The sequence below is a fragment of the Phaeobacter sp. BS52 genome (assembly GCF_045040595.1).
In the GTDB taxonomy this organism is placed as follows: domain Bacteria; phylum Pseudomonadota; class Alphaproteobacteria; order Rhodobacterales; family Rhodobacteraceae; genus Phaeobacter; species Phaeobacter piscinae.
Genome location: NZ_CP090662.1, coordinates 1185795 through 1210531 on the forward strand (window position 1 = coordinate 1185795; position 24737 = coordinate 1210531).

17 protein-coding genes and 6 pseudogenes are annotated in these 24737 nt (G+C 59.2%); 15 read left to right on the forward strand and 8 right to left on the reverse strand.

From position 1 onward, the window contains the following. The first annotated feature begins 36 nt into the window (after window positions 1-36). Window positions 37-1407: a class II 3-deoxy-7-phosphoheptulonate synthase gene (locus L0Z65_RS05790; RefSeq protein ID WP_096789172.1), complete on the forward strand. Its 1371-nt coding sequence runs from the start codon at window positions 37-39 to the stop codon at window positions 1405-1407. A gap of 277 nt (window positions 1408-1684) precedes the next feature. Here the strand turns inward: L0Z65_RS05790 and L0Z65_RS05795 are convergent, their stop codons facing one another. Then, window positions 1685-2542 carry a PAS domain-containing protein gene (locus tag L0Z65_RS05795; protein ID WP_405111564.1) on the reverse strand — a complete coding sequence of 286 codons (858 nt, stop codon included), beginning with the start codon at window positions 2540-2542 and terminating at the stop codon, window positions 1685-1687. A 245-nt stretch (window positions 2543-2787) separates the two neighbouring features. On the opposite strand from L0Z65_RS05795, the gene L0Z65_RS05800 reads away from it, so the two are divergent. The 11 genes and pseudogenes from L0Z65_RS05800 (at window position 2788) to phoB (ending at window position 13670) form a co-directional block, all read left to right on the forward strand. Further along, entirely contained in the window at window positions 2788-3684 is an 897-nt protein-coding gene (locus tag L0Z65_RS05800) for a YicC/YloC family endoribonuclease (protein ID WP_405111567.1), read from the forward strand. Between the two features lie 41 nt (window positions 3685-3725). Next, a pseudogene (gene gmk / locus L0Z65_RS05805) lies at window positions 3726-4369 on the forward strand (guanylate kinase). Continuing rightward, window positions 4366-4887, forward strand: coding sequence for a gamma carbonic anhydrase family protein (locus L0Z65_RS05810; protein WP_014874690.1), 522 nt, complete (start codon window positions 4366-4368; stop codon window positions 4885-4887). Before gmk ends, L0Z65_RS05810 begins: the two are co-directional and overlap by 4 nt. Before the next feature lie 27 nt (window positions 4888-4914). Beyond that, window positions 4915-6072: a PLP-dependent aspartate aminotransferase family protein gene (locus tag L0Z65_RS05815; protein WP_040169131.1), complete on the forward strand. Its 1158-nt coding sequence runs from the start codon at window positions 4915-4917 to the stop codon at window positions 6070-6072. A 50-nt stretch (window positions 6073-6122) separates the two neighbouring features. Then, a complete protein-coding gene (locus tag L0Z65_RS05820; protein WP_405111571.1) occupies window positions 6123-7163 on the forward strand; it encodes a sensor histidine kinase in 1041 nt (346 codons plus the stop codon). A 243-nt stretch (window positions 7164-7406) separates the two neighbouring features. Continuing rightward, entirely contained in the window at window positions 7407-8462 is a 1056-nt protein-coding gene (locus L0Z65_RS05825) for a substrate-binding domain-containing protein (protein WP_405111574.1), read from the forward strand. Between the two features lie 144 nt (window positions 8463-8606). Then, a pseudogene (gene pstC / locus L0Z65_RS05830) lies at window positions 8607-10086 on the forward strand (phosphate ABC transporter permease subunit PstC). After that, window positions 10086-11442 (forward strand): annotated as a pseudogene (pstA, locus tag L0Z65_RS05835) (phosphate ABC transporter permease PstA). The pseudogenes pstC and pstA overlap by 1 nt, the downstream one beginning before the upstream one ends. Before the next feature lie 13 nt (window positions 11443-11455). Beyond that, the gene (gene pstB, locus L0Z65_RS05840; protein WP_024097257.1) at window positions 11456-12253 is read left to right on the forward strand and encodes a phosphate ABC transporter ATP-binding protein PstB; all 798 of its coding nucleotides are present in this window, start codon (window positions 11456-11458) and stop codon (window positions 12251-12253) included. 14 nt (window positions 12254-12267) lie between these two features. Then, window positions 12268-12978, forward strand: coding sequence for a phosphate signaling complex protein PhoU (gene phoU / locus L0Z65_RS05845; RefSeq protein WP_014874683.1), 711 nt, complete (start codon window positions 12268-12270; stop codon window positions 12976-12978). Window positions 12979-12980: 2 nt separating this feature from the next. Next, window positions 12981-13670: a phosphate regulon transcriptional regulator PhoB gene (phoB, locus tag L0Z65_RS05850; protein WP_040169121.1), complete on the forward strand. Its 690-nt coding sequence runs from the start codon at window positions 12981-12983 to the stop codon at window positions 13668-13670. A gap of 63 nt (window positions 13671-13733) precedes the next feature. On the opposite strand, the gene L0Z65_RS05855 is transcribed toward phoB, so the two are convergent. Beyond that, window positions 13734-14645 carry a LysR family transcriptional regulator gene (locus L0Z65_RS05855; protein WP_102896978.1) on the reverse strand — a complete coding sequence of 304 codons (912 nt, stop codon included), beginning with the start codon at window positions 14643-14645 and terminating at the stop codon, window positions 13734-13736. A gap of 102 nt (window positions 14646-14747) precedes the next feature. Between L0Z65_RS05855 and L0Z65_RS05860 the strand changes: the two are divergent. Continuing rightward, window positions 14748-15969 (forward strand): annotated as a pseudogene (locus tag L0Z65_RS05860) (acyl-CoA dehydrogenase). 762 nt (window positions 15970-16731) lie between these two features. Further along, entirely contained in the window at window positions 16732-17508 is a 777-nt protein-coding gene (locus L0Z65_RS05865; protein WP_405111579.1) for an SDR family NAD(P)-dependent oxidoreductase, read from the forward strand. Between the two features lie 26 nt (window positions 17509-17534). Here L0Z65_RS05865 and L0Z65_RS05870 read toward each other — a convergent pair whose 3' ends face one another. From L0Z65_RS05870 to L0Z65_RS05895, 6 genes and pseudogenes are all read right to left on the reverse strand, one after another. Next, window positions 17535-18401, reverse strand: coding sequence for an acyl-CoA thioesterase (locus L0Z65_RS05870; RefSeq protein ID WP_405111582.1), 867 nt, complete (start codon window positions 18399-18401; stop codon window positions 17535-17537). 81 nt (window positions 18402-18482) lie between these two features. Further along, window positions 18483-19696 (reverse strand): annotated as a pseudogene (locus L0Z65_RS05875) (serine hydrolase domain-containing protein). 30 nt (window positions 19697-19726) lie between these two features. Next, window positions 19727-20479 (reverse strand): enoyl-CoA hydratase/isomerase family protein, encoded by a 753-nt coding sequence (locus L0Z65_RS05880; protein WP_405111585.1) that lies wholly within the window; start codon window positions 20477-20479, stop codon window positions 19727-19729. 141 nt (window positions 20480-20620) lie between these two features. Next, complete coding sequence (locus L0Z65_RS05885; RefSeq protein ID WP_102896984.1) at window positions 20621-21415, reverse strand: IclR family transcriptional regulator; 795 nt, start codon at window positions 21413-21415, stop codon at window positions 20621-20623. 24 nt (window positions 21416-21439) lie between these two features. Then, window positions 21440-22516 carry a phosphotransferase family protein gene (locus tag L0Z65_RS05890; protein ID WP_405111589.1) on the reverse strand — a complete coding sequence of 359 codons (1077 nt, stop codon included), beginning with the start codon at window positions 22514-22516 and terminating at the stop codon, window positions 21440-21442. Next, window positions 22516-23539: pseudogene (locus L0Z65_RS05895) on the reverse strand (NAD(P)H-dependent flavin oxidoreductase). The gene L0Z65_RS05890 and the pseudogene L0Z65_RS05895 overlap by 1 nt, the downstream one beginning before the upstream one ends. A gap of 163 nt (window positions 23540-23702) precedes the next feature. On the opposite strand from L0Z65_RS05895, the gene L0Z65_RS05900 reads away from it, so the two are divergent. Continuing rightward, entirely contained in the window at window positions 23703-24704 is a 1002-nt protein-coding gene (locus tag L0Z65_RS05900; RefSeq protein WP_405111592.1) for an NADPH:quinone oxidoreductase family protein, read from the forward strand. Window positions 24705-24737: the final 33 nt, after the last annotated feature.

The window sequence follows — 24737 nt, forward strand, 5'->3', positions numbered from 1 at the left end:
TCGTTAACCTAAGACCTCTTATGCGGAGACACAGCTATGAGTGAGTGGCAAAAATCGACCTGGCGCCAGAAACCGCGGGTGCAAATGCCAGATTATACCAACGCCGACGCGCTGTCGGCTGTTGAGGCTCAGCTGTCCAAGTATCCGCCCTTGGTATTTGCGGGTGAGGCACGTCGCCTGAAACAGCACCTTGGCGCTGCGGGCCGGGGTGAGGCATTCCTGCTGCAAGGCGGCGATTGCGCCGAAAGCTTTGATCAGTTCAGCGCCGACGCGATCCGCGATACCTTCAAGGTGATGCTGCAGATGGCGATGGTGCTGACCTATGGCGCCAAGGTACCGGTGATCAAAGTGGGCCGCATGGCGGGCCAGTTCGCCAAGCCGCGCAGCGCCCCCACGGAAACCGTGAACGGTGTGGAACTGCCCAGCTACCGCGGGGATATCATCAACGATCTGGCCTTCACTGAAACATCGCGTGTGCCCGATCCCCAGCGCATGTTGCAGGCCTATACCCAGGCTGCGGCAACCGTGAACCTGATCCGGGCGTTTTCGACCGGCGGCTATGCCGATGTGAATCAGGTCCATGCCTGGACCCTGGGTTTCACCGAGGGCGAGAAGGCCGAAAGCTACCGTGAAATGGCGAATCGGATCACCGATACGCTCGACTTCATGAAGGCCGCAGGCATCAATAATGACACCGCTCACACCTTGCAATCGGTGGAATTCTACACCAGCCACGAAGGTCTGCTGCTGGAGTATGAAGAGGCGCTGACCCGTCTGGATTCCACATCTGGCAAATGGCTGGCCGGTTCCGGCCACATGCTGTGGATTGGCGACCGCACCCGTCAGCCTGACGGCGCCCATGTGGAATTCTGCAGCGGCGTCCAGAACCCGATCGGCCTGAAATGTGGCCCGACCACCACCGCCGAAGATCTGAAGGTGCTGATGGCCAAGCTGAACCCCGAAAACGAAGAGGGGCGTCTGACCCTGATCGCGCGGTTCGGTGCAGGCAAGGCCGGTGAACATCTGCCGCGCTTGATCAAGGCGGTTCAGGAGGAGGGCGCCAAGGTAACTTGGGTCTGCGACCCGATGCACGGCAACACCATCAAATCCTCCTCTGGCTACAAGACCCGCCCGTTTGAAAGCGTGCTGCGTGAGGTCCGTGACTTCTTTGCGATCCACACCGCAGAGGGCACGATCCCGGGCGGTGTGCATTTTGAGATGACCGGTCAGGATGTCACCGAATGCACCGGCGGCGTGCGTGCCGTGACCGATGAGGATCTGAGCGATCGCTACCATACCGCCTGCGATCCACGCCTGAACGCCAGCCAGTCGCTGGAACTGGCCTTCTTGGTGGCTGAAGAAGTGTCACAGTTGCGTGCCCGCACCTCTGAGCGTCAGGCCGGATGATCTTGTTTCTGGTGATACCCGACAACGGGGATCGCCGATATGAAACGACAAGCCCTCACCCCAAACCGGGGTGAGGGCTTTTATTTTCAAAAACTTACCCTGCACTCTTCATGTCGTGCTGCGGTGTTGTTTGCAGGCGGACAAGGCGCAGCAGGATCATTATTTCGTCTACAAAACGGGAAACGCCCCGGACTTTCTGTCGCGGGGCGATCGCTTTCTAGCTATGTCCAGTAGCGCGAAAGGAATTCGGAATATACGGGGGTGGTGAGGCCGGACTTCAGTCCTTGCTGACAACCAGACGCAGGTGGCCGCCGCGTTTCTTGGTCTTCTCCTCGGCCTGCTCTGCCGCAGGCGCTGCCGGTGTCTCAGTCGACATCTGGCGGCTGCGCTCAATCAGGGCACGCGCCTCGGTCATGACGGTGGGCTCGCGTTCAAACCGCGCCTGAGTTTCGGCAAAACCGGGGTTTGGTGCATTGACGTCCTTCGCTGCGGGTGCTGGTGTCGCGGGCTTCGCCGGTGCGGCCGGATCTGCGGCGCGCGGCTTTGCCTTGAAGGGCGCATCACCGATCGGGCTGACCTGGCGGATCTGCGTTTCGGTCACCGAGAACCGCTGCGAGGTTCCGGTTGGGTTGCCTTCAGAGATGAAGACCCCCAGCGCCCGGCTGACATCGCCCAAATCACTGCGCAGCGGCAGCAGCAGCATGCGCGCCTCGCGGGCGCCGCGCAGGCGGTTGTTCTCGGTCTGTAGGGTCAGCTCGATAATGGCAGGCGTGTCGAACATCGTCTCCAACGCTGCGCTGACCTGTTTACGGGCCGCCGGGGTGAAGAAAGCGGTGATGGGCATGCCGCGCACTTCCATTCCAGCCATTTCGTTCACCCGCTGACCAGCAAGACGAAACCGGGCGATGCCGGGAGCGATCCGCTCCAGAATGAAGGTCTGAGGCAGGATGTTTTCCAACCCGCGTGGATCGATCTGCGACCGGCTGGGAATATCGTCGCCACGGCGCAGAGCGGTCCAATAGGCCTCCGCCTGTCGCATGGGCGACAGCGATCCCGCTGCGCGGAAGCGATCCATTGCCACAACCTTGGTTTGACCTTCGGTCTGATTGTTGTCTTTGCGGCCGCCAAAAAACATCGCTGTCATCCTCGCTGGATCCGGCTGGGTCATGCGCCAAGCTAAAGTTGGTTGCCTAACGATTAATGCCGAATTGGTTATCCTGAAGTTAACATGCCACAATCTTATTCAATTTTGGACTATTTCTTTAATCAATGGTTAACACTTTAGGATAGGTCTCCGCGCTTATGGACTTGTCCGCTGGCCGTTTGTAAACCTGTGGCGAGGCGAAACAGCGCCTCGTGCACCCGGGGAGGCCGCAGACAATGACCATCCATTCAATGACGGGCTTTGCCGCAGGGCAGGGCAGCACCGGGGCGCATAGCTGGTCGTGCGAATTGCGCTCGGTAAATGCCAAAGGGCTGGACCTTCGCTTGCGCATCCCCGACTGGCTGGACGGGCTTGAAGCCAACCTGCGCGGGCAATTGAGCAAGGCGCTGTCGCGCGGCAATGTCTCTATGACCCTGAGGATCAACCGCAGCGAGGAGGCTGCCGTCGCCCTTCAGATCAACCAAGCGGCCCTGGCAAAGCTGCTGAAAGCGGTTGGCGAGGTGGAGCGGCAGGCCGCTGCTGCAGGGATCACCTTGGCGCAGACCTCTGCCACGGATCTTCTGACGCAACGGGGCGTGCTGGAGCAGGCCAGCGGCAGCGACGACCCCGCGCCCATCGTGGCGGCGCTCAGCACCGATTTTGCCGCAATCCTGTCCGACTTCGTTAACATGCGCGCCAGTGAGGGCGCCGCGCTGAAGGCTGTCCTGATGGACCAACTGGATCAGATTGCCACCCTGCGCGAGGAAGCCGCACGCCGCGCTGACGCCCGCAAGGCCGAGGTTGCGTTAACTCTGCGCAGCAATCTGGCGCGGGTGCTGGAGAACAGTGACGGCGTCGACGAAACCCGGCTGGCACAAGAGCTGGCCCTGCTGGCGGTCAAAGCGGATGTCACCGAGGAGCTGGACCGGCTGACGGCCCATGTGGCGGCTGCGCGGGAACTGCTGGCCAAAGGCGGCGCTGTCGGGCGCAAGCTGGATTTCCTGATGCAGGAATTCAACCGAGAGGCCAATACGCTCTGCGCGAAAGCGCAAAACAGCGACCTGACAGCGGTCGGGCTTGAGCTGAAAGCGGTGATCGACCAGATGCGCGAGCAGGTTCAGAACATCGAATAGAAACCAGAATAACAACTAATATAATATAAGGAGAGCATGCCATGGCAGATCGGCGCGGCCTGTTGATTATCCTTTCTTCGCCCTCAGGGGCCGGGAAATCCACATTGGCGAAACGGTTGCGGTCCTGGGATCCCAGCATTGAATTTTCCGTCTCTGCCACCACGCGCAACCCGCGCCCCGGCGAGACGGATGGGCAGGATTACCATTTCATCACTACTGATGCCTTCAAGACCGCCGTGAGCGAGGGCAATATGCTGGAGCACGCCCATGTCTTCGGCAATTTCTATGGCTCCCCCAAGGGGCCGGTGAAGGCGGCGATTGATGGTGGGCGTGATGTGCTGTTTGATATCGACTGGCAGGGCGCGCAGCAGATCCGCAACTCAGACCTGGGCCAGCACACGCTGTCGATTTTCCTGCTGCCACCTTCGATCGGAGAGTTGCGCCGCTGCAGCTAGAGAGCCGCGCCCAGGATGATGCCGCGACCATCACCCGCCGGATGGAGAAAAGCTGGGACGAAATCAGCCACTGGGGCAGCTATGATCACGTGCTGATCAATGATGATCTGGATGCCACCGAATTGCAGCTGAAGACCATTATCACCGCGACCCGTCTGCGCCGCATCCAGCAGCCGCATTTGGTGGATCACGTGCGCGGCCTGCAAAGCGAATTTGAGGATCTGTCATGACGATTTATGCTCTGGGAGACAAAACCCCCGAACTCCACGCCGACACATGGGTCGCGCCGGATGCCAATCTGATCGGCCTTGTGGTGTTGGAGGAGGGGGCCTCGGTCTGGTTCGGCAGCACCATCCGCGCCGATCACGAGGAAATCCGCATCGGGCGCGGCTCCAACGTGCAGGAAAACTGCGTCATGCATATTGATGCAGGCTACCCGCTGACCATTGGCGAGAATTGCACCATCGGCCACAAGGTGATGCTGCATGGCTGCACCATCGGCGACAACTCCCTGATCGGGATGGGGGCCACGGTGCTGAATGGAGCCAAGATCGGTAAGAATTGCCTGATCGGCGCGGGCGCCCTGATTACGGAGAATAAGGAAATCCCTGATAATTCTCTGGTCATGGGCGCACCCGGCAAAATCGTCCGTGATGTGGATGAGGCGCTGGTTCAATCCCTGCGTCAAAGCGCCGAGCACTACCAAGAAAACATGCGTCGTTTCCGCGACGAACTGACAGAGGTCTGACACGTGAAAAATTCCAAAGGGTCGCTGATGCGGCCAGATCCCTTGCCCTTCAGCGCGAGCCATCCGGTGGTGACCCCGCTTAGTCCGTCCGTGGTCTATGCCAGCGACACGCCAGATGCGCTGGATGATCAATATGAGGGGCGGGTGCACGGCTATACCTATTCGCGTGAGGGGCATCCAAACGCCGATGTGGTCGCCAAACGGCTCGATGCGATGGAAGGCATGCCCGGCGGGGTTGTGACCGGTTCTGGTATGGCGGCGGTTTCGGCTGTTCTGCTGGGCCTGCTGAAAACCGGCGATCACGTGATTGGCGGCAATCAGCTTTATGGGCGCTCCATGCGCCTCATGGCGGAGGATCTGCCGCGTCTGGGCATTGCAACAACGCTGGCCGATCCCGGCGATGTGGCTGCGGTTGAGGCCGCGATCCGCCCCGAAACCAAAATGATCCTGGTCGAGGCCGTCTCGAACCCGACGCTGGCCGTGGCCGATATCGACGGTCTGGCGCAGCTCTGCAAGGACCGCGATATCCTTTTGGTGGTCGACAACACCTTCACCACCCCACGGGGCTTTCGCCCCTTTGATCATGGCGCGGATATCGTAATCCATTCCATTACCAAGCTTTTGGCCGGGCATTCCGATGTGATGCTGGGCTATGTCGTGGCCAAGGATCCTGAGATCAACACCCGTCTCAGCGTCTATGTGGTCACCACCGGCATGACCCCCAGCCCGTTTGACTGCTGGCTGGCAGAACGCGGCATGCTGTCGTTTGAGCTGCGGTTTGAGCGCGCGCAGGCCACCGCGGTGACGCTGGCTGATCATCTGGCCGGGCTACCGGGGGTGAAGCGGGTGATATACCCGACCCGCAAGGACCATCCCGACCACGAGCGCGCAATGGCGCTGTTGGATGGCAAAGGCTGCAATATGGTCAGCTTTGAGCTGGAAGGCGGGCGCGCTGCGGCCAATGCCTTTACCCGTGGGGCCGATGGGCTGAACTTTGCCCCGACGCTGGGGGATGTGGGCACCACGTTGTCGCATCCCGCCTCCTCCTCGCACCGCGCCCTCAGCGCAGAAGATCGTGCCAAACTGGGGCTGAGCGAAGGATTCTTCCGGGTTTCGGTCGGGCTTGAGGATCCAGACACACTCTGCGCTGTCTTCAGCGAAGCGGTCGCGGCTGCCACGTCATAGTTACATTCGGTTTGTAACACGGCTAAGCACAGCAACAAGGCGAGGGGCAAATGACGCAGGATCTGATTGACGGTTTCATGGAGGCCATCCCCTTGCCAGCGGTGCTGGTCGATCAAAGCGAAAGGTTCATCGCCGCAAACGCGGCGGCGACCACCCTGCTGGGCAACAATCTTGTCGGGCGTCATTTCGCCACCATCCTGCGCCAGCCCAACGTGGCGACTGCGATTGAGCGCTGTCTTTATGAACGCAGCGCCAAAACCGCGCGTCACATGTCCAACGACGGCGCGCAGGACACCACGTTCGAGGTCGCCTTGCGCTATATTCCCGGTATCGGCGCGGTCAATGGCGGCGCGGCGCTGATCAGCCTCACGGATATCACAGAACGTGAGCAGGCCAGCCAGATGCGGCGCGATTTTGTCGCCAATGTCAGCCATGAGCTGCGCACGCCGCTGACAGCCCTCATGGGGTTCATCGAAACGCTGCGTGGCCCCGCCCGTGATGATGGTGCAGCGCGCGACAGGTTTCTGCAGATCATGCAGGATGAAGCCAACCGCATGAACCGCCTGGTCGGCGATCTCTTGTCGCTGAACCGGGTCGAGAGCGAAGAGCGTGTGCGCCCGCGCGCGCAGCTCGATCTGGGCGCACATCTGGCCTCAACGCTGAAGTCGCTGGAACCGGTGGCGGAGGCTGCGGATGTCCATCTCACACTGGAAATCCCTGAGGAGCCGACACTGGTAACCGGCGATCCGGATCAGCTGCAGCAGGTCTTCACCAATCTTGTCGAGAACGCCATCAAATATGGTGGCGATCAGGTGACCTTGCGGCTCAAAACCCGCGACCGCGACCCCGCCGTGCGCGCCGCCGCCGTCCGGGTTGAGGTGATCGACAATGGCGCCGGGATCGACCCGGTCCATCTGCCCCGGCTTACGGAACGGTTCTACCGCGTCGATACGCACAGATCGCGTGAGCAGGGCGGCACCGGGCTGGGGCTGGCGATCGTCAAACATATCATCAACCGCCATCGTGGCCGGATGCGGGTGGAAAGCTCAGCTGCGACGGGCACGGTGTTCACCGTGATCTTGCCGCGCTGACACGCCGGTGAGGCTTTGGCGCGCTCTATGTGACAACAACCTAAGCGTCCGCCGCGAAGGTCGGCGCGAAAAGTTAAGAAAATCCACCGTTGCTAGGCCAGTTTGTCACAAAAAACGGGGCAACAACCCGGTTTGTCATACAGCTGTTACATAGCCGTCACAAAAGGCACATGCGCCGCCCTTAGGTGAGGGCGCAAGATCATCACGGGATGATCCTGAAAATTGACACCCAAGGAGACACAGATGTCCTTTGTGAAACTCACCGCTTCCGCCCTGGCCATTTCGGCTGTTTCTGCCACTGCTGCGGCAGCGCGCGATCAGGTTCAGGTGGCCGGTTCTTCGACCGTTCTGCCCTATGCCTCCATCGTGGCCGAAGCCTTCGGCGAGAATTTCGACTTCCCGACACCGGTCGTTGAATCCGGTGGATCCTCTGCCGGTCTGAAGCGGTTCTGCGAAGGTGTGGGTGAAAACACCATCGACGTTGCCAACGCCTCGCGCCGCATCAAGGAAAAAGAAATCAGGGCCTGCGCCGAAAACGGCGTGACTGACATCATCGAAGTCCAGATCGGCTATGATGGCATCGTGTTTGCCAATGACATCAAGGGCAACGCCTTTGAATACACGCCCACCGACTGGTTCCTGGCCCTGTCCGACGAAATCCTGGTTGATGGCAAAATGGTTGCCAACCCCAACAAGACCTGGGCCGATGTGAACAGCGCTTTCCCGGCACAGGACATTCAGGCCTTCATCCCCGGCACCAAGCACGGCACCCGCGAAGTGTTCGAAGACAAGGTGATCCTGGCAGGCTGCGAAGCCACCGGCGCATTTGAGCACCTGCTGGAACACGCGGAAGGCGACAGCGACAAAGCCAAGAAGAAAGCCGCAGAGAAAGCCTGTATCTCCCTGCGCACCGACGGCAAATCGGTCGATATCGACGGCGACTATACCGAAACTCTCGCCCGCATCGAGAGCAACAAGGACGGCATCGGCGTCTTTGGTCTGGCGTTCTATGAGAACAATACCGACAAGCTGCAGGTTGCCACCATGTCCGGCGTTGTGCCCACCACCGAAAGCATCGCCGAAGGTGAATATCCGGTATCGCGCCCGCTGTTCTTCTACGTGAAGAAAGCCCATATCGGCGTGATCCCCGGTCTGAAGGAATACGCTGAATTCTTCGTCGCAGACGAAGTGGCCTACCCCGATGGCCCGCTCGCAGAATACGGTCTGGTTGCCGATCCCGAGCTGACCAAGACCCAGGCTGTGGTCTCCGAAGAAGAGGTCATCGGCGGCAATTCCTGATCGCCCGGCTTAAGTGACACTGCGGGCCGGGGCATCTGACATTGCCCCGGCCCAATCTCTGACCACCATAAGACACCCCTTTGCAATCCGCGTGGTCGGCTCTTGCAGAACCGGATTTTCCGTCTCACTCAAACGGAGTAGCTGATGCCGACAGTTTGGCTCGTGATTGCCCTTCTTGCCCTTTCCGGGCTGGGCTTTGTGCTGGGGCGCAACCGCGCGCTTGCCTCGGCAGGAGGGAACGCCAAGGCGTTGCACTCGCTGCCCGCTTACTACGGTCATAACGTGGCCTTCAGCGCGCTGGTGCTCGGCATTGGCGTTGCTCGCCATCTGGTCGCTGGCCCAGCCAATGGTCATTGAAAACCGCGTTTCCGCTATGATCCCGGCAGAGCTGGTGCCAGAGAACTCCACGCTTGGCCTTGTGATGAGCGACGTGCGCCGTCTCGCAGAGGGGTTGGATCTGGCGGTAGAGCAGGGGGTTCTTTCCCCAACCGACGCCCGCAACCTCGACAGTGGTGAGACCGATATCCGTGCCCGTCTGGGCGAGATTGGCGTTGCACTTGGCTCCGAGGTGCGCCCGGAGGTGCTGACTGCGGCGCAGAGTTACCGCAGCCTTGCCAACAAGGGCCAGATCATCATGTCGGTGATTGTCGGCCTCCTGGCGATGGTTGGCTTTGCTTGGGCCTATGGCCGCACGCATAAGGATTTTCGCGCCCGCAATGTGGTGGAACAGGGGATCATGGCGCTGCTCATTCTTGCAGCCAGCCTCGCCATTCTGACCACCGTTGGCATCGTGTTCTCGATGCTGTTTGAAAGCATCAATTTCTTCGGGCTGCATGCCTGGAGCGATTTCTTCTTTGGCACCACATGGGCGCCGAACTTCCGCGGGGACAGTGACCTGTCGATCCTGCCGCTGCTGTGGGGAACACTGTATATCTCGGCGATTGCGCTGCTGGTTGCGGTGCCTGTCGGGCTTTTTGCCGCAATCTACCTCTCTGAATACGCCAGCGGCACAACCCGCGCCTTTGCCAAACCGCTGCTGGAGATCCTTGCCGGCATTCCGACCATCGTCTACGGCCTCTTTGCGCTGCTGACGGTTGGTCCGCTGCTGGTGAAATTCTTCGGTCAGGGTGAGGACGGCATTCTGGGGGTCGAATGGATGAGCGGGGCCACCTCGGTTCTGACCGCTGGTCTGGTGATGGGCATTATGCTGATCCCCTTTGTGTCGTCGCTGTCCGATGACATCATCAACGCCGTGCCGCAGGCCATGCGCGATGGCTCGCTTGGGCTGGGGGCGACCAAATCCGAAACCATCCGCCAGGTGGTGATGCCCGCAGCGCTTCCCGGCATCGTGGGCGCTGTGCTGCTGGCGGCGTCACGCGCCATTGGTGAGACGATGATTGTTGTTATGGGCGCCGGGGCGATTGCAAAATTCTCACTCAACCCGCTGGAATCGATGACCACAATCACCACACGGATCGTCAGCCAGCTGACGGGCGACACCGACTTTGCCAGCCCCGAGACGCTGGTCGCCTTTGCCCTTGGTCTGACGCTGTTTGTGCTGACCCTCGGGCTTAATGTTCTGGCGCTTTATATCGTGCGCAAATACCGGGAGCAGTACGACTAATGACCGATATCAGCCAAAACACCCCGGGACCCGAAAGCAGCCACGCAGGCTCGCTGCTGCAGCAATCGGACCGCACCCGCAAACGCAACGCCGCCGAGCGCCGGTTTCGTGGTTACGGTATTGCCGCCATCACGGTTGGCCTTCTGATGCTTGCGGTGCTGGTGTTCACCATTGTGAGCCGGGGCACAGGTGCGTTTCAACAGACCTTCATCACGCTGAACGTGGAACTGCTGGAAAGCAAACTGGACAAATCCGGTACCCGCGATCTGGACGCCATTAAGAAGGTGACCACATTCGGCTATGCGCCGCTGATCAAAAACGCGGTGCAGGCGAAGGTTGCGGAGCTGGGGATTGAGACGGATCTGAAGGCCAAGGCGATGGCGGGCATCCTGTCAAAGAACGCCGCCGCGCAGCTGCGGGCCTATGTGCTGGAAAACCCCGATCAGATTGGGGAGACGGTTACCTTCCGCTTCCTCGCCTCCAGCCGGGTGGACGGCTACCTGAAAGGCCGCGTCAGTCGCGACAGCATTGTCAACGACAAGAGCATCTCGCCCGCACAACTCGATCTGGTGGATGCACTGGTGACGGCAGGCGTCGCGGCCAAAACCTTCAATCTTGACTTCATCACCGGCGCCGACGCTTCTGATGCGCGTCCAGAAGCTGCTTAGCATGGGCGTCTCCATGATGGGATCGCTCTTCATGATGCTGGTGGTGCTGGCGCTGGCGCTGCCCATCGGTGTTGCCGCCTCTATCTATCTTGAAGAATTTGCTCCGAAAAACTGGCTCACTGATGTGATTGAGGTGAATATCTCCAACCTCGCTGCCGTGCCGTCGATTGTGTTTGGTATCCTCGGCCTGGCGGTGTTCATCAACTACATGCACCTGCCGATGTCGGCGCCGCTGGTGGGTGGTCTGGTGCTGACGCTGATGACCCTGCCAACGGTGATCATCTCGACCCGTGCCTCTCTCAAATCCGTGCCGCCGTCGATCCGCGATGCGGCGCTTGGGGTCGGGGCCTCGCGCATGCAGGCGGTGTTTCACCATGTGCTGCCGCTGGCCGCTCCCGGCATCCTGACCGGCACCATTATCGGTCTGGCGCAGGCCCTGGGGGAGACCGCACCGCTGTTGCTGATCGGCATGGTCGGCTTCATCGCCTCCAATGCGCCGGAAACCGTCGCTGATGGCCTGCTGGCCCCGAACTCAGCCATGCCCGCGCAGATCTACGAATGGGCGAAACGTGCTGATCCGGCATTTTACGAACGCGCCTGGGGCGGTATCATCATCCTGTTGATCTTCCTCGTCACCATGAACACAGTGGCAGTGATCCTGCGCCGCCGCTTTGAACGCCGCTGGTAAGGGGGCTGCCGATATGAACCTGATGACTGCATTGGACAAAGACGTGCAAACACAGAAAACCAAAATTGCCGCTAAGAACGTGAATGTCTACTACGGCGAGTCCCACGCGATCAAAGACGTCAACGTCGAGATCGAGGACAACACCGTCACCGCCTTCATCGGCCCATCGGGCTGCGGCAAGTCGACCTTCCTGCGTTGTCTTAACCGGATGAATGACACCATTGATATCTGCCGGGTGACCGGGGATATCTCTATCGACGGTGAAGACATCTATGACAGCCGTGTCGATCCTGTGCAGCTGCGCGCCAAGGTGGGCATGGTGTTTCAGAAACCGAACCCGTTCCCCAAGTCGATCTATGACAATGTCGCCTATGGCCCGCGTATTCACGGCCTGGCCGCCAATAAGGCGGAGCTGGATGAGATCGTCGAGAAATCCCTGCGCCGTGGCGCCATCTGGGATGAGGTGAAGGATCGGCTGGACGCCCCCGGCACCGGCCTTTCCGGTGGCCAACAACAGCGCCTGTGCATCGCCCGCGCCGTTGCGACCGAACCAGAAGTGCTGTTGATGGATGAGCCCTGTTCCGCACTTGACCCGATCGCCACCGCCCAGATCGAAGAGCTGATTGACGAACTGCGCAACAGCTATTCGGTGGTTATCGTCACCCACTCAATGCAGCAGGCCGCACGGGTGAGTCAGAAAACCGCCTTCTTCCACCTTGGCAATCTGGTTGAATTTGGTGCGACCGGCCAGATCTTCACCAACCCTGAGGATCCGCGCACCGAGAGCTACATCACCGGCCGTATCGGCTGATCGAGGACAGACCCATGGTAGAACAACATATTGCATCCGCATTTGACCGCGACCTCGAAGCCATTCAGGCGCAGATCATGAAAATGGGCGGCCTCGTCGAGGCTGCCATCATGGACGCAGCCCGCGCGCTGGAAACCCGTGATGAGGAACTGGCCCAGCAAGTGCGTCAGGGCGACAAGGCCATCGACGGTCTGGAAGAGCTGATCAACGAAGAGGCCGCCCGCGTCATCGCCATCCGTGCGCCCGCCGCTGTTGACCTGCGGCTGGTTCTGTCGGTGATGAAAATCTCCGGCAATCTGGAGCGCATCGGCGACTACGCCAAGAACATCGCCAAACGGACGGCTGTTCTGGCGCAGGGGCCGAATGTCTCCGAAAGTGCTGCCGCCATGCGCCGAATGGCCCGCGAGGTCGAACTGATGCTGAAGGACGCGCTGGATTCCTACATCCAGCGCGATGTGGAACTGGCGCAGGATGTGATCGCCCGCGACCGTGATGTCGATCAGATGTACAATGCGCTGTTCCGTGAATTCCTCACCTTCATGATGGAAGATCCGCGCAACATCACCCCCTGCATGCACTTGCATTTCATCGCCAAGAACGTCGAACGCATGGGGGATCACGTCACATCCATCGCGGAGCAGGTGGTCTATCTGGTGACCGGCGACAAACCGGAAGATGACCGGCAGAAAGCCGACACCACATCGTCTGTGCCGCAGGAGGTCTGAGCATGGCTGCCGACCAACCCACCGTTCTGGTGGTCGAGGACGAATTGGCCCAACGCGAGGTGCTGTCCTATAATCTGGAGGCGGACGGCTTTCGCGTCCTGCGCGCCGAACACGGCGAAGAGGCGCTGCTGATCGTCGAAGAGGACATGCCGGATATCATCGTTTTGGACTGGATGATGCCCAATCTGAGCGGGATTGAGGTTTGCCGCCGCCTGAAGACGCGCACCGAAACCCGTAATATCCCGATCATCATGCTCTCGGCCCGCTCCGAGGAAGTGGACAAGGTGCGCGGACTGGAAACCGGAGCGGATGACTATGTGGTCAAACCCTATTCCGTGATTGAGCTGATGGCCCGTGTGCGGACCCAGTTGCGGCGCGTACGTCCGTCAACCGTTGGGGTGCGGCTGGAATTTGACGATATCGTGCTGGATGCCGAAACCCATAAGGTGAGCCGGGGCGAGGCGCCGTTGAAACTGGGGCCAACCGAATTTCGCCTGCTGTCGACCTTTATGGAGAAACCCGGTCGGGTCTGGAGCCGGGAGCAGCTGCTGGACCGTGTCTGGGGGCGGGACATCTATGTCGACACCCGAACTGTGGACGTCCACATCGGCCGTCTGCGCAAGGCGCTGACCCAACATGGCGGATCGGACCCTGTCCGGACCGTTCGCGGCGCAGGATACGCCTTAGGATAGACCATCATCACATTGATAAAATTATGAAATCTTTTCGTCAGATGGGATTTCACCACCCGAATACTACCTTGGCAGCGGATCTTCAGGCTGTGCCTGACCCGCCAGCCAGCTGCGGAACTTGATCAGGGCAGGGTCCTTGGACCGGGCCTCGGGCCAGACAAGGTAATAGGCGCCCGGGCTTTCGGTAGCGGTGGCGTGAAGCGCCACAAGCCGCCCTGTCGCAAGATCCTGCTCCACCAGGTAATCCGGCATCAAAGCCACGCCAAGCCCATGCAGCGCAGCCTGTGTAATGGTTGCGAATTGGTCATACATGGTGCCGGATAAACCGTCCTGCAACGCGATATCATGGCTCTCGAACCAATGTTGCCAGGCCTGAGGGCGAGTCTGGATATGCAACAGGGGCAGGGCGGCGATATCACTCGGGGTACGGACCTCACCCCCTGCCAGCAGGTCGGGCGCACAGACTGGCAGCATCTGTTCATGTTTCAACAGCAGCGCCTCGGTACCGGGCCAGTCTGCGGTCCCAAAATGTATTGCAGCATCAAAGCCTTCACTGACGAAGTTGAACGGTTCCAGCCGCGTGGACATATTGATCGTCACATCCGGATGCCGCCGTGCAAATTCCGGTAGCCGCGGCATCAACCAGCGCATCCCAAAAGCGGGCAAGATCGCCAGATTAAGACTGCCAGCCAAGGGCGCTGCCTGTACGCGCAGCGTCGACTGGGCGATCTGGTTCAGCGCCTGACGGATATCAGCAGCGTAGGTCTCCGCCTCCGGTGACAGCGTCAGCCGCTTTTGATCTCGGCGCACCAGATCCACGCCCAATTGACGCTCCAGCGCCTGCAACTGACGGCTCACTGCACCCTGCGTCAGCGCCAACTCATCCGCCGCCGCCGAGGCGCTGCCCAAACGGTCCAGCGCTTCCAGCGCGCGCAGCGCCGCAATTGAAGGGAGGAAGCGTCTTGGGGTGGCCATGTATGAGCTTTTGTAATGTTTGCTTGTGGTTCTCTCGCTGTCCTTTGTCTTACCGCAAGGTTAAGGTCGGCGGCAAGTTGAGGATCAAAAAGGTGACGAAAAATGACCGATAAACCTGCTTTGCGCGCCAAAGATGCCCCGGATCTGGGTCAGTTCAATTGGGACGATCCTCTGCGGCTGGACGATCAGCTGACTGAGGACGAGCGGATGATTGCAGCATCCGCTCGGTCCTATGCTCAGGAAAAACTTCAACCACGCGTTCTAAACGCTTACGAAAACGAAGAAACTGATCCTGAGATCTTTCGCGAAATGGGCGAGATGGGCCTCCTTGGAACGACCATCCCGGAACAATACGGCGGCCTCGGCGCAGGCTATGTCTCCTATGGGCTGGTTGCACGGGAAGTCGAGCGCGTCGACAGCGGCTACCGCTCAATGATGTCGGTGCAAAGCTCGCTCGTGATGTATCCCATTTACGCATATGGCAGCGAGGAGCAGCGCCAGAAATACCTGCCGAAACTCTCCTCCGGCGAATGGATTGGCTGTTTTGGCCTGACCGAACCCGATGCGGGATCCGACCCGGCTAGGCATGAAAACCCGCGCGGAAAAGACCGAAGGCGGCTACCGGTTGACTGGCTCCAAAATGTGGATCTCCAACGCGCCAATCGCAGATGTGTTTGTCGTCTGGGCCAAATCCGAAGCCCATGGTGGTAAGATCCGCGGCTTTGTCCTGGAAAAAGGGATGAAAGGCCTGTCCGCACCAAAAATCGCCAATAAGGCGTCGCTCCGCGCCTCCATCACCGGTGAAATCGTCATGGATGGTGTTGAGGTTGGCGACGACGCGCTGCTGCCCCATGTGGAAGGTTTGAAAGGCCCGTTCGGCTGCCTGAACCGTGCCCGCTATGGCATCAGCTGGGGCGCGATGGGCGCCGCAGAGGCTTGCTGGCACGCCGCCCGTCAATATGGGTTGGATCGCAAACAGTTCGGTCGCCCCTTGGCCAACACCCAGTTGTTCCAGCTGAAACTGGCCAATATGCAGACCGAAATCACGCTTGGCCTGCAGGCCTCCTTGCGCGTTGGGCGTCTGATGGATGACGCCAACGCCGCGCCGGAAATGATTTCCATCGTCAAGCGCAACAACTGCGGCAAGGCGCTGGAGATCGCACGGAATGCCCGCGACATGCACGGCGGAAATGGCATCAGCCTGGAGTTCGGCGTCATCAGGCACATGGTCAACCTGGAAACTGTGAACACTTATGAGGGGACTCATGATGTTCACGCGCTGATCCTCGGGCGCGCACAGACAGGTCTGCAGGCCTTTTTCTAAGCGCAACCGACAGCTACAACTGATCAATAAAACCATTAAAAATCGCACCGTTGCCTGACAAGGGTGCGATTTTTTGTTAAGATCGTAACCGAGGTGTAAACCCATGGAGAGGTTAACACTCGTGACACGCCCCGCATTTGTGCAAATCTCAATTGCATTTTTGCAAAACGTGGCCGTACCCACAGCGACGCAAGGAGAAGCAGGTGGATCAGACAAGATTTGTCTGCTCTCTTTGGCGGAGAATAGTTAAGGGGATAAATCTGAATCTTCGTGTATTCATTGGCGCGCAGAAGGTGAAACGAAGCGGCGGGGTTAATGCCCTCATGATCCGACGCAACACCGGTCGTGGAATGACCGTTCCGTACAGAGAGTTCCGCAAAAGGCGCAAGATCACCACTGAACCGTCCGCCGAACTGCGATATTGCAAAAGAGCGCGGCCATGTCCGATCAAATGGCCGAAATGACAGGTTAATCCTGCTGCATAGATGCACGCTACGGCAACTGAAGCCAACCAAGTCATGCGAATGCCCCAAAGCGCAGGTGAAATCCCGCAGGATCGCCGAGGTGTTTTTGCCAGACGCATCAACCTCAATAAATGAAAGGTAAATGCGCAAAAGAGCGTATTTCGTCTGGCCAATCTACACTACGCAAATTTACCTGTAATCAGTATTATGTGTAATTTATATGATGTAGCGTCACTGTTGCAGGTCTGGCCTGTACACGAGACAGTATCACAGAACGACTTCATCAGTTGAGGCCAACATGGATCTGCACGGCAAAACAATTGTCATCACCGGTGCCGCAACGGGTATCGGGCGTGCCTTGGCGATCGCAATGGCTGGGTGTAATCCCAAGCATATTATCTGCGCGGATTTGGACGGACTGGGCGCGCAGCGCACTGCGGATGAAATCGGTGGTCGTGGCTATACCCTGGACGTTGGATCGGACCGCGCCATCGCTGAGATGATTGATGTGATCGAGCATGAAATCGCGCCGATTGATGTGTTCTGTTCCAATGCCGGGATCCTTCGCATCGGTGGACTTGAGACCTCGCTCGCTGACTGGCAGCAAAGCTGGGATATCAACGTGATGGCCCATGTGTCAGCCGCGCGGCATCTGGTGCCGCGGATGATCAATCGCGGTGGCGGGTATTTTCTCAATATTGCCTCAGCGGCAGGATTGTTGAACCAGATTGGCGCTGTGAGCTATGGGGTGAGCAAACATGCCGCCGTCGGGTTTTCTGAGTGGCTTGCGATCACCCATGGCGATCAAGGGATCGGCGTCTCCGTGGCCTGTCCGCAAGCGGTAAAAACCGCCATGACCAAGGGAATGGAGCACAGCGCCGCGGCGGTGGACGGGATGATCTCGGCCGAGGATGTTGCGAGAAGTTGTATCGAGGCTATTGAAAACAATAGATTTCTTGTACTGCCCCATGCGAAGGTCGAAGGGTATATTCAGGCCAAGGCCGCAGACTATGACCGCTGGATCACTGGCATGCAGAGGCTGCGCGACAAATTCGACCTTCCAACAGCTGACTGAATAATTTCAGTGCTTTCTGTACCATTTCACGACTTGGAGATCGGGCGCATCAGCCCTTCCTGTGCAACACTGGCGACCAGTTGGCCGTCCTGCGTGAAGATTGAGCCACGGTTGAACCCGCGCCCGCCACCGGCAAATGGAGAGTCCATCGTGTAAAGATGCCAGTTGTCAAATTGCACCGGGGCGTGGAACCACATCGCATGATCAAGGCTGGCCGTCATGGCCTGACCTTTTACAAAACTCAGACCGTGCGGCCGCAGCGCTGACCCCAACAACCCGTAGTCGGAGACATAGGCCATCAGCACATGCTGCAGCTGTGGCGTGGCGCCTTTTGCCGCCTTCATTCTAATCCACATATGATTGATATCATTACATTTATCCGGATTGACCGGATCGCGTGGCTCAACATCGCGGATCTCGAACGGACGCTCTCGCGTGAATTCGACGCGTAAACGGCTGTCCAGTTTCGGGGCAAGCTGACGCAGGAGAACATCGCGGGACACCAATGCGTCTGGCGTCTTCACCTCGGGGATCTCATGTTGATGCTGCCACCCCGGTTCCTCAATGTGAAAGGACGCCGCCAGGTTGAGGATTTGCTTGCCGTTTTGCAAAGCTGTCACCCGACGGGTTGTGAAGCTGCCGCCGTCGCGCGCAGGATCAACCGCGTAGATCACTGGTTTTGACGGATCACCGGGGCGGATGAAATAGGCATGCAGCGAATGGCACAGCCTGTCCTCAACAGTGGAATAAGCCGCCATCAAAGCCTGCGCGATCACTTGGCCGCCGTAGATCCGCGTCGGTGTTTCGCCGCCAGACCCAATACCGCGATAGAGATTGCGATCAAGCTCTTCTAAATCAAGTAAATTGAGCAAAATCTCAGCTGCGTCAGGCATCTATCAGTTCCTGTTAATGTGACATCAGGCGGGCCGCTGCGGTCAACCGCCCTGCCCCGATGGTCTGGCTGGACAGCAGCCTTAACGCGTTACGGCGCCATGGACCAGCGCCTTCAGCTCCGCCCGCGACGAATAAGAACTGGATGGTGCGAGCTGCGTAAAAAAGACAACACTCAAATCGAGGATCGGATCAACCCAGAAGAAGGTCGAGGCCATCCCCCCCCAGCTGAAATCGCCAACGGATCCGGGGCATCTCGCCCTGGCCGGATCCAGCACAACCGCACCGCCAAGGCCAAACCCCATCCCGTCCATCGGTTGCTCCGCAAAACTTTGCGGTCCCATGGATGCGATGTCACCGGGCAGATGATTTTGACACATGAAATCAACGGTCTGCGGGCTGATCAGATGATCCTTACCCACCGCTCCGCGCAGCCGGATCAGCTCGGCAAAGCGCATATAATCGTCGATCGTACTCAGAAGACCGCCGCCGCCTGAGTGCATCTCGGCGGTGTCGAAGGGGGTATCGTCGTATGAATCAATCAGACGCAGGCTGTCAGCCCCCTGTTGCGCATCATTCAGAGCCATCGCGTCGCCGCTCAGCGGAGAATAGAGCGATGCCAATAAGTTGCCGGTTGTTTCCAAACTGCGAAAACCGGTTCGGTCCATGCCGAGTGGATCAAAGATTTCCCGCTTCAGCATGGCGCCAAGGCTCTCTCCGGTCACGACCTCAATCACTCGGCCGATCACGTCGATCCCAACGGAGTATTCCCACCGCTGGCCGGGTTCAAAGGCCAACGGCAGCGCCGCCAACTCCTCCACCCGCGCCGCAAGGGCACCCTGGCTGGGTTTGAACATCAAATCGGTTTTTGACATTTCTTCAGGCAGGACGCCGGGATTGAACGGGTAGCTCAGCCCACTGGTATGAGTTAGCAGCTCATGCAGGGTTGGCGGCCGACAGGGTTTGGTCTGCGCAATCTCGGTTTCACCATCAATAAGACAGCGCATATCTTTGAATTCAGGAAGAAATTCAGAAACAGGCATATCCAGGTGGATCAGGCCGCGTTCCAGCAGCAGCATCAGCGCGAGCGAGGTCACCGGCTTGGTCATCGAGTAGATGCGCGTCACGGTATCACGGGTGAACGGCAGCTCCTCCGCAATGTTTCGCTGGCCCGCAGCGTGGAAATAGTGCTCTTCACCATTACGATTGATCAGCAGCGAACTGCTTAAGCATATTTGCGTTGATCCACATAGCGGTGTTGCCATGTCCTGATGTGCTCAAGGCGCGCAGCGTCCATGGGGGCTCCTATTGTCGGTGATCTGGCAGTTTAGCCGATGATCTTGGTCATCGCCGGGACGGTCTCTTCGGTGAACCAGGGCTGGTCCTCAGCCTCTGCGTCCATTGCGGACCTGATCTTTGCAATTGTTTCGCCGCGCAGCTGCTGTTTGATCGCGGCATAGGTTCCGGGTGGCAGCTCTGCCAGTGCGCGCGCTTCTTTCAGCGCATAGCCAAGCAGATCCTCCGCATCATCCGCAATGATATCCACGATGTTAAAGTTCCGCGCAGCGATGGGACCGATGGTTTGCCCGGTCATCATCAGCCGTCGCTGGATATTCGGGTTCAGCGTCGCGCGGGCGATCTCCAGCGGCGCAATCGGGAAATCAACTCCCGCCTGCACTTCTGCAAGACCAAACTTGGATTTCACCTGGGCCACCCGCACATCACTGCAAAGGACAAAGAACAGCCCACCTGCAATGGCCGCGCCATTTACGGCGGCGACAACCGGCTTCGGACAGGCATAGAGCGCAAGAAAGGCCTCGTTCAGCCCCCGCACCGCGGCGCGCTGACCGGCCAGATCCAAGTCCCGCGCCACCTTCAGGTCGAGGCCTGCAGAAAACACCTTGAAAGCGCTGGTCAGCAGCAGCGCTCGGACAGTGGGATCCTTGCCGATCTCATTGATAACATCCGCGAAATCCATGAGGAACTCTGGCGATAGCGCATTGACCGGTGCGCGCGCCAGTTTGATTTCGACAACCCCGTCGCCATGTGCGTGCCGGATCAGCCAATCGCTCTCAGTCATTTCTGGGTCTTCCCTTAGACGCTGACACAGCTGCCAGCCGTTTCGATTATCATGCGCAGTTTGTTCAGCAAGGTCGAGTATTTTGACCTACGTAGAACCACGCATGACACCTAACATCGCTGCTTTGGCAAAGCGTTACCGCTACGGTCGCATACTCAGGGTTTCTGCAGCAGACATCAGCTGATCCGCATAGACCGTCTCCAGCACATCCGGACTCACATGAAAGGACGGGCCACCAACGTTCAGCCCGTAGACGCGCATCCCGTTCAGCGACACAACCGGAACCGCAATCCCGTTCACATCCGGCCGCCAATCTCCGTAGCCAGTACAAAAGCCACGGGCAGCATATTCGTCCTGCGCCCGACCCAGACTGTCCTGGCGTGAGAGGCTGTCAGCAGGATCAAGCGCATCCGCAATCCGCAGGCTTTCGGCCCGTTGATCCGGTGACATACCGGCAAGGATCGCGCGGCCCACGGCGGAATAAAACAGCGGCAACCGCATCCCGACATGCGCCGCCAGCGAGACATCCTCGCGAGAGCGATGCACCGCAATATAGATGACATCCGCATGATGTGCCTCACCCAAGGCACTGGTGATATATGAGTTTTCGCCATTTCGCAGATCCCTGAGGATCTGCGATGCACGGTCGCTGATATCCATCCCGGCCAAGACACCATAGCCCAGACGCAACACCCCTGCCCCCAAACGGTAATTGCCGGACTGCCCGTCCTGAACCAGATACCCCAGCTGGCACAGCGTATAGGTCAGCCGCGAGACGGTCGGTTTCGGCAGCCCCGTGCGTTCAGCCAGATCGGTGTTGGTCAGCTCCAGCTCATTGCGGCGAAACGCGCGCAGCACATCAAGGCCCCGCGCCAAGGCGGTGACAAAATTTCGATCTTTTTCGCCATCCGCTGTGGCCTTCTTGTCGCTGTCCATCTCCGGTCCCGTCTCAGATGCGCTTCAGTCAAATTTCCGGGACAAGGCCGCCAGCCCGGCGCGCGCGAAGTCCGGCACAAACGCACCAAGGCGCGCCGCATGTTCGGGGTTTGAGGCGTTGCCATCAAGCCCTCTTTTGCGCACCCCCTGAAGGATTGCCGCCATTCGGAAGAAGCTGAAAGAGAGGTAATAGCCGAAATTCTCCACTCCCGGCAAATTTCTGCGTTGGCAATAGCTTGCGATAAATTCTTGATCCGATGGAAGACCAAGATCGCGCCGGTTGACACCGGCCAACCCACGCCCTTCACGCCCGGGTGGCATCTGCCACTGCATGATGACACCGGCAAGGTCTGCATATGGGTGGCCAATGGTGGACAGCTCCCAATCCAGAACCGCCCGGCAGTTTGTCCCGTCGGCTGCATAGATCATATTGTCGATGCGGTAGTCGCCATGTACCAACCCGCGCTGAGCGTCATCAGCGGGCATCTGTGCGCCCAATGCCGCGATCAGCTCGTCCATCTCTGCGATGGTTTCAACCTCGCTGGCGCGGTATTGCTTGCTCCAGCGACCGTGCTGACGCTCAAAATAGTTGCCCTCAGGCCCGTAATCGGCCAGCCCGACAGTGGCGACATCCACATCGTGCAGCGCCGCCAGGACACGGCTCATCTCATCCATCACCGCAGCGCGATCACTCGCGGGAAGACCGGGCAAAGTCGGATCTGAGAAGTTTCTCCCAACCACATGTTCCATAACATAAAAAGGTGATCCAATCACGGTATCATCCTCACAGAGATGATGCATCTTCGCGACCGGAACCCCAGTGTCCCGCAGCGCCATCTGCACGCGAAACTCGCGCTCCACCGCATGGGCAGATTTCAGCAGAACGCCCGGCGGCTTGCGTCGCAGAACATAGGCGCCCGCCCCGGTCTGTAGCAGATAAGTCGGGTTTGACTGGCCGTTCTGAAACTTTCGGGCGGTGATCTCCGTGTCGAACCCGGGCAGACGCCCTTGCATGTACTGCTGAACAGCTCCGAGATTGAGCGCTAGGGGATCCTCGATACCGCTGTCATCAGGGGTTCCGGGTGATGTCTGCGATGCCATCAGTGCGCCCCAGCCGATGTGAACTCAGCCGCCAACCGTCGCCCGGCAGCGTCATAATCGGCGGCAATCTCATCCACCAGCGCACCCGCTGGGCGGACATCCCTGATGGCGCCAATGCCCTGACCGGAACCCCAGATCTCCTTCCAGGCCTTGGGCTTGGAAGACCCGCCAGCGAAATTCATCGCGCTTGCATCCGCACTCTCCAGATTTTCGGGATCAAGTCCTGCGTTCTGGATTGATCCACGCAGGTAGTTTCCAGAAACCCCTGTAAACAATGATGAATAGACAATGTCATCCGCAGCGCTATCGACAATCATCTGCTTGTAGCCCTGCTGTGCGTTCGCCTCTTCCGTGGCGATAAACGGGGAACCCACATATCCGAAATCGGCCCCCAACGCCCGCGCAGCAAGCAGCGACGGACCATTGGCAATCGCGCCTGACAGCGCAAGTGGCCCCTTAAACCAGCTGCGAATTTCGCTGATCAGTGCAAGCGGAGATTGCTGACCCGCATGGCCACCTGCCCCGGCGGCGACCGCGATCAAACCATCGGCGCCTTTCTCAATCGCCTTCCGGGCAAAACGGTTGTTGATCACATCATGCAGCACAATGCCGCCGCAACCATGGGCGGCCTCATTCACCTCGGGCCGCGCCCCAAGTGACGTGATCCAAAGCGGCACCTTCCAGTGGTGACAGATCTCAAGATCGCGCTCCAACCGCGTGTTGGAGCGATGCACGATCTGGTTTACCGCAAACGGTGCCGCAGGACGATCCGGGTTGTCTTGGTTGTGTCTGTCCAACTCCTCGGTGATCTGCTGCAGCCAGACCTCCAGCAGCGGCGGCTCGCCCTCTGCCTCACGCGCGTTTAGTGCGGGAAAGGATCCCACGATGCCGAGCCTTGCATTGCGCAATGACCAGCTCTGGCACCGATATGATAAACAGCGGCGCACCGATCATCGGCAAGCGCAGTCTCTGCAGGGCATCAGGCATAGGCTGCCCACCCGATGTGAGGCGAGTTTCCTTCATTTCCAATCCTTTATCCAGCATATTTCACGCCGCTTTCCGGCCAGAAAACAGATCTATCGCAGAGCAGAATTGCATTTCGCAATTTCATTGACAACGTAAGATCCACACAGAAGACTTGACGTCACAACGGGCCCGCTTGGGCATCATGACAGGACACTCAGCCATGCACGCCATGCTCTCAACCGCTCCGGGCGGCCCCGAAACCCTGCAGTGGAGCGCGCAGGACTGCCCCCAACCCGGGGCCCAGGAGGTGTTGGTCAAAATCCATGCCGCCAGCGTGAACTACCCAGATACGCTGATGATCCAGGATCTGTATCAGATCAAACCGCCCCGACCCTTTGCGCCCGGCGGAGAGATCGCGGGAGAAATCATCGCCCTTGGTCCTGAGGTTCAGGGCCACAAGATCGGAGATCGGGTTCTGGCGCTGACAGGCTATGGCGGCTTTGCCACCCATATCGCGATCCCAGCCGCCAGTGCGATCCGGATCCCGGATCAAATGTCCGATCTGGATGCCGCCGGGTTTGTCTTCACCTATGGCACATCACATCACGCCCTGAAGGAGCGCGCCACTCTACAATCGGGCGAAACCGTGCTGGTCCTCGGCGCCGCCGGTGGTGTTGGATCTGCTGCGGTAGAGCTGGCCAAAGCAGCGGGCGCGCGCGTTATTGCTGCCGTGTCCTCCGCCGAAAAAGCGGCGTTCTGCCAGGAGATCGGTGCAGATGCCACGGTGATCTACGGCCATGCGCCGGACAAGGAAGATCAGATCAGCTTTGGTAAAAATATCAAAGCCCTGGCAGGGAAAGCGGGTGTGGATGTGGTCTATGATGCGGTGGGTGGTTCCTATGCGGAGCCTGCGCTGCGCGCCATGGGCTGGCAGGGCCGCTATCTCGTTGTCGGCTTTGCGGCAGGCATCCCGAAAATCCCGATGAACCTGCCCCTGCTGAAAGGCTGCCAGATCGTTGGTGTCTTTTGGGGTGCTGCCGTGCAACGCGACCCAGCGCAGCACCTGCGCAATGTGGAGGAGCTGTTTGAGCTCTATCGCAGCGGCAAGATCCGGCCCCGTGTGCATGCGGCCTACCCGATGAGCGACGCGGCAACCGCGCTGACGGAGATGCAAAACCGGAGCGTGCTGGGAAAGATCATCCTGACAAATACGCCTGAGTGAAACAGGCACACCCGCACAACGTTAGCGTTAGCT

Coding starts and splice junctions, on each gene's coding strand:
- L0Z65_RS05790 (WP_096789172.1), top strand. CDS start 37: ATGAGTGAGTGGCAAAAATCGACCTGGCGCCAGAAACCGCGGGTGCAA.
- L0Z65_RS05795 (WP_405111564.1), bottom strand. CDS start 2,542: ATGTTTTTTGGCGGCCGCAAAGACAACAATCAGACCGAAGGTCAAACC.
- L0Z65_RS05800 (WP_405111567.1), top strand. CDS start 2,788: ATGACCATCCATTCAATGACGGGCTTTGCCGCAGGGCAGGGCAGCACC.
- L0Z65_RS05810 (WP_014874690.1), top strand. CDS start 4,366: ATGACGATTTATGCTCTGGGAGACAAAACCCCCGAACTCCACGCCGAC.
- L0Z65_RS05815 (WP_040169131.1), top strand. CDS start 4,915: ATGCGGCCAGATCCCTTGCCCTTCAGCGCGAGCCATCCGGTGGTGACC.
- L0Z65_RS05820 (WP_405111571.1), top strand. CDS start 6,123: ATGACGCAGGATCTGATTGACGGTTTCATGGAGGCCATCCCCTTGCCA.
- L0Z65_RS05825 (WP_405111574.1), top strand. CDS start 7,407: ATGTCCTTTGTGAAACTCACCGCTTCCGCCCTGGCCATTTCGGCTGTT.
- pstB (WP_024097257.1), top strand. CDS start 11,456: ATGAACCTGATGACTGCATTGGACAAAGACGTGCAAACACAGAAAACC.
- phoU (WP_014874683.1), top strand. CDS start 12,268: ATGGTAGAACAACATATTGCATCCGCATTTGACCGCGACCTCGAAGCC.
- phoB (WP_040169121.1), top strand. CDS start 12,981: ATGGCTGCCGACCAACCCACCGTTCTGGTGGTCGAGGACGAATTGGCC.
- L0Z65_RS05855 (WP_102896978.1), bottom strand. CDS start 14,645: ATGGCCACCCCAAGACGCTTCCTCCCTTCAATTGCGGCGCTGCGCGCG.
- L0Z65_RS05865 (WP_405111579.1), top strand. CDS start 16,732: ATGGATCTGCACGGCAAAACAATTGTCATCACCGGTGCCGCAACGGGT.
- L0Z65_RS05870 (WP_405111582.1), bottom strand. CDS start 18,401: ATGCCTGACGCAGCTGAGATTTTGCTCAATTTACTTGATTTAGAAGAG.
- L0Z65_RS05880 (WP_405111585.1), bottom strand. CDS start 20,479: ATGACTGAGAGCGATTGGCTGATCCGGCACGCACATGGCGACGGGGTT.
- L0Z65_RS05885 (WP_102896984.1), bottom strand. CDS start 21,415: ATGGACAGCGACAAGAAGGCCACAGCGGATGGCGAAAAAGATCGAAAT.
- L0Z65_RS05890 (WP_405111589.1), bottom strand. CDS start 22,516: ATGGCATCGCAGACATCACCCGGAACCCCTGATGACAGCGGTATCGAG.
- L0Z65_RS05900 (WP_405111592.1), top strand. CDS start 23,703: ATGCACGCCATGCTCTCAACCGCTCCGGGCGGCCCCGAAACCCTGCAG.